This is a genomic window from Mesorhizobium sp. M7A.F.Ca.CA.001.08.2.1 (genome assembly GCF_003998455.1).
Taxonomy (GTDB): Bacteria; Pseudomonadota; Alphaproteobacteria; order Rhizobiales; family Rhizobiaceae; genus Mesorhizobium; species Mesorhizobium ciceri.
This window is the reverse complement of record NZ_RZPW01000552.1, coordinates 1-4,329: the sequence shown is the minus strand read 5'-3', so window position 1 is coordinate 4,329 and position 4,329 is coordinate 1. Positions and strand designations below refer to the sequence as shown.

At 61.4% G+C, this 4,329-nt stretch carries 4 protein-coding genes; 1 reads left to right on the top strand and 3 read right to left on the bottom strand.

The features are described 5' to 3' along the window. Nucleotides 1-62 precede the first annotated feature (62 nt). The 3 genes from EN914_RS26055 to EN914_RS26045 all read right to left on the bottom strand — a co-directional run bounded on the left by EN914_RS26055 (nt 63) and on the right by EN914_RS26045 (nt 3,940). A complete protein-coding gene (locus EN914_RS26055; protein ID WP_024502759.1) occupies nt 63-1,433 on the bottom strand; it encodes a glutamine synthetase family protein in 1,371 nt (456 codons plus the stop codon). A gap of 87 nt (nt 1,434-1,520) precedes the next feature. After that, the gene (locus EN914_RS26050; RefSeq protein WP_013529681.1) at nt 1,521-3,077 is read right to left on the bottom strand and encodes an amino acid permease; all 1,557 of its coding nucleotides are present in this window, start codon (nt 3,075-3,077) and stop codon (nt 1,521-1,523) included. Nucleotides 3,078-3,121: 44 nt separating this feature from the next. Continuing rightward, nucleotides 3,122-3,940: an N-formylglutamate amidohydrolase gene (locus tag EN914_RS26045; RefSeq protein ID WP_024502760.1), complete on the bottom strand. Its 819-nt coding sequence runs from the start codon at nt 3,938-3,940 to the stop codon at nt 3,122-3,124. A 144-nt stretch (nt 3,941-4,084) separates the two neighbouring features. On the opposite strand from EN914_RS26045, the gene EN914_RS26040 reads away from it, so the two are divergent. Next, the coding region (locus tag EN914_RS26040) for a MurR/RpiR family transcriptional regulator (RefSeq protein ID WP_164778907.1) at nt 4,085-4,329 on the top strand (245 nt) is incomplete at its 3' end.

Genomic DNA, 4,329 nt, shown 5'->3' with positions numbered 1-4,329 from the left:
GCCACCCTCCCCCCCGGGAAAAGGCAAGGGGTGAAGGGGTGGGGCCAACGAACCGCCGATACCTAATACCGCTCGAAACCTCTGTGCAGTTCCCAATCCGTAATCCGGCGGTCGTATTCGAACTGCTCCCACTTTGCGGTGTGGACATAGTGTTCGAGCACATCCTCGCCGAGCGCCTGCTTGAGCATCTTCGACTTCGCCAGCGTGTCGGTGGCATCGCGCAGCGTCTTCGGAATCTCCGGCAGGCGAGATGCCTGATAGGCATCGCCGACGAACGGCTTCTGCAATTCCAGCTTTTCGTCGATGCCGGCAAGGCCGGCGGCGATCAGGGCTGCGAAAGCAAGATACGGGTTGAGGTCGGCGCCACCGATGCGGCATTCCATGCGGATGCCCTTGGTGCCCTCGCCGCACAGGCGGAAGCCTGCGGTGCGGTTGTCTTCGCTCCACATGATCTTGGTCGGCGCGAAGGTGCCGGCCTGGAAGCGCTTGTAGGAGTTGATATAGGGCGCCAGGAACCAGGTGAATTCCTTGGCGTATTTGAGCTGGCCGGCAGCCCATTGCTGGCCGAGTGTCGACAGCGTCCAGTCGGCCTTTTTGTCGAAGAACAGCGGTGTCTTGCCGTCGGCGCTCCACAGCGAATTGTGGATGTGGCTGGAATTGCCGGCGAGCCCGTAATTATACTTGGACATGAACGAAATCGCCTTGCCCTCGGACTCGGCGATTTCCTTGGCGCCGTTCTTCAGGATGACGTGGCGGTCGGCCATGTCGAGCGCCTCGGCATAGCGCACATTGATCTCTTCCTGGCCCGGCCCCCACTCGCCCTTGGAATTCTCGATCGGAATGCCGGCCGCTTCCATTTCGTTGCGAAGCCGGCGCATGACGCCTTCTTCCTTGGTGGTGATGCCGATCTGGTAGTCGCCGATATAGGGCGATGCGGTGTCGAGACTTTGCCAGTGCTTCTTGCGGGCCGAATCGTAGGTCTCGTTGAACAGATAGAATTCGAGCTCGGATGCGAAATAGCCGATATAGCCGCGCTCGCTCAGCCGCTTGACCTGCTTCTTCAAGATGGCGCGCGGCGAATGCGGCAGGTCGTCATGCGTGTGGTGGTCGAGCACGTCGCAGATCACGAGCGCGGTCTTTTCCAGCCAGGGAATGCGCCGCAGCGTGGCGAGATCCGGCTTCATGACGAAATCGCCATAGCCCTTCGACCAGCTCGCCGCCTTGTAGCCCGGCACCGGCTCCATATCGATGTCGGCCGCCAGCAGATAGTTGCATCCATGCGTTTCGTCATGCGCGGAATCGACGAAGTACTGCGCCAGGAAGCGTTTTCCCGCCAGCCGTCCCTGCATGTCGACGATGCAGGCCAGCACGGTGTCGATCTCACCGCTGGAGACCGCTTTCTTCAACTGATCGAACGAGAAATTTCCGGCCATTCCTTTGGCACTCCAGCGCTTGGGCTTTGAATGAGTTGAACGAAACCATGGCCGGCACGATGCCGGCCATGGCCATGATGGTCGAGGTCAGTGGCCGGTTTCGCCGACTGCCTGTTCGGCCGCCTTGATGGCCGCCTGACGCGCCGCAATGATGTCGCCGAGCGGCGGCCCCTGGAAGCGGCGCTTCTCGAAGCCGAACCAGACGACTGCCGTCAGGATGAAGAAGCCGACGGTGATGTAGAGCGCCCAATCGTTCGGCGGCTGGATGCCGATGATGAAGATCAGGATCATTGAGACGATCGACAGGAAGGCGAACAGCATGAACACGCCGCGCCCCATGTTCCAGGGACCCATCTTGTCCCACTTCGGCGTGCCCCAGGCGAGCATGCCGAGCACGATCGGCACGGTGAAGGAGAGGAACAGGAAGATGACGGTGCAGGAAACCACGATGGTATAGGCCGAAGTGCCTGCGACCGAAACCAGCGTCGAACCCCAGACGAACAGCACCGACAGGATCGAAGCCGTCCAGATCGCCGCCACCGGCGTGCGGTAGGTCGGGCTGACCTTGGCGAGTGCCGCCGAACCCGGCAGGCCGCCGTCACGCGAGAAGGCGAAGATCATGCGCGAGGCAGACGTCACCGTGGCAAGGCCGCACAGCAGCTGTGCGACGAACACGACGAGGTAGACGAACTCCTTGATGCCGGGGCTTACGCGCTGGTCGAAGGCCCAGAAGAACACGTTCCAGCCCTGCTTGGCGGCATCGTCCATGTTCGGGATCATCAGCACGAAGGCGGCCAGGAACAGATAGCCGAAAACGGCCGACCAGATCACCGACATGACCATGGCGCGCGGCACGGAAGAAGCCGCCTTGATGGTTTCCTCCGAGGTGTGCGCGGAAGCGTCATAACCGGTGATCGTGTAGATCGGCAGCAACAGTCCGAGCGCGAACACCCAGGCATTCGAGACGGATGGCCACACGCCGGCGCCTGCGTCCCCGGAATAGTTCTTGAAGGTGAAGAGACGGCTGAAATCCCAGGTCTCAGCGGAAGCCAGGCAGACGATGGCGATCAGGATCGAGCCGAAGAAGATGAGATAGCCCGAGAAATCGGTCAGCTTCGCCGTCAGCTTGATGCCGAGATGGTTGATCAGCGCCTGCGCGCCGGTGATGATGATCAGAAAGATCATCTGGTTTGTCAGCGTGCCTTCGATTCCGAGCGTCGGGCCGAAAGCGCCGATGAAAAACGTCCAGGTGCCGACATTGATGGCGCCGAGCACGGTGATCAGGCCGAGCAGATTGAGCCATGCGGTGACCCAGCCGGTGCCGCGGTTGCCGAGGATCGAACCCCAGTGATAGAGGCCGCCGGCCGTCGGATAGGCCGAGCTGATCTGCGACATGGCGACCGCGAAGGTCAGCGAAACGAAGCAGCCGACCAGCCAGCCGATGCCGATGCCGATGCCGCCGGCGCCGGAGGTGGCCTGGGCCAGCGAATTGATGCCGCCCGACAGGATGCAGATGATGGAGAAGGAAACGGCGAAGTTCGAAAAGCGACTGAGGCGCCGCTCCAATTCCTGGGCATAGCCCATGCTGTGGAGGTGCTTTACGTCCTCCGCCTTGTCAACTTCAGTATAACCCGGTGCTGCCATTTTAGTGTCCCCTGTTGGTTTTCGGGTCGGGATGAGATCCCGCCCTAGCTAGCCGATTGAACTGACTTTCCGACTGAATGCGATCTGGTGTGTCCGGCCTCCTCTGGCTCCAGATCCGAAAAAATGCCCGTGAGCAGATCCGCCCATTTCCGCTGCCCGGTCTCGCCGGCGATTTCGTCATTGCGGATTTCGATCATCGCGCAGGGCAGTCCGCGCGAGCGCGCATGCCGTTCCAGCGTGAAATAGACGCGGTCATCAGGTGAATACGGCTCGTTGACCCCGACGGTGACACCGGAAAGCCGCTTCAGCGCCGATATCAGCGGCGCCGCCAGCCGGCGATCCTCGTCATGGATGATGCCGATATGCCAGGGCCGGTTGCGGCCCTTGTATACCGGCGTGAAGGAATGGACTGAAACCAGCCGCGTTTCCTGACCGTGTGACAGCCTGTGGCTGATGATATCCGCAATCGTATCGTGGAAAGGGCGCCACGAAAGCGCGACACGCGCGGCACGCTCACTTTCCGACAGGCCGGCATTGCCCGGTATGGCCGTTGTCTCACTGACCGGCGGCACCAGGTCGGGCGCGTCAAGCGGCCGGTTGCAGTCGATGACAAGGCGCGAAATGCGGGTTTCGACCAGCGTCGCGTCGAGCGCCTGCGCCATGCGGCGGGCAACCGGCAGCGCGCCGGGATCCCAGGCGATGTGGCGCGACAGGTCCTCGACAGCAAGGCCGAGCGTGCCGAATTCGGCGGGCAGGAAGTTCGAGGCGTGATCGCAGGTCAGCACGAAAGGGCTTGATCCGCCGGGGTTCGTCACCCTTACGGTATCAGACGATGCAAGGCTGGCGGGCCGTGCTTTCTCCATACTCTGCCGTCCCCGGGGAGCGCTGTATCGTATGTTACGTATTTTGCCTCATTGCGTCCCTGTGGATGATTTCATACAGTTTGTCCGGCTTTGTCAAATGCGATTTCGGAAAAGACCATCGACCGAGCCAGGGGTGGGGAAAAGATGATTTCCAACATTGCCGAACTGATCGCCGACCGCATCGGCACGATGCCGGCCAGCGAACGGCGCGCGGCCCAGACACTGATTGCCTTCTACCCGATGATCGGCTTGAAAACGGTCGCTGAATTCTCGGCCGCAGCCGGCGTTTCCTCGCCGACGATCCTGCGTTTCGTCGCCCGGTTGGGCTTTCAGAACTATCCGGAATTCCAGTCGAGCCTGCAGGACGAACTGGCGGCGCAACTGCAATC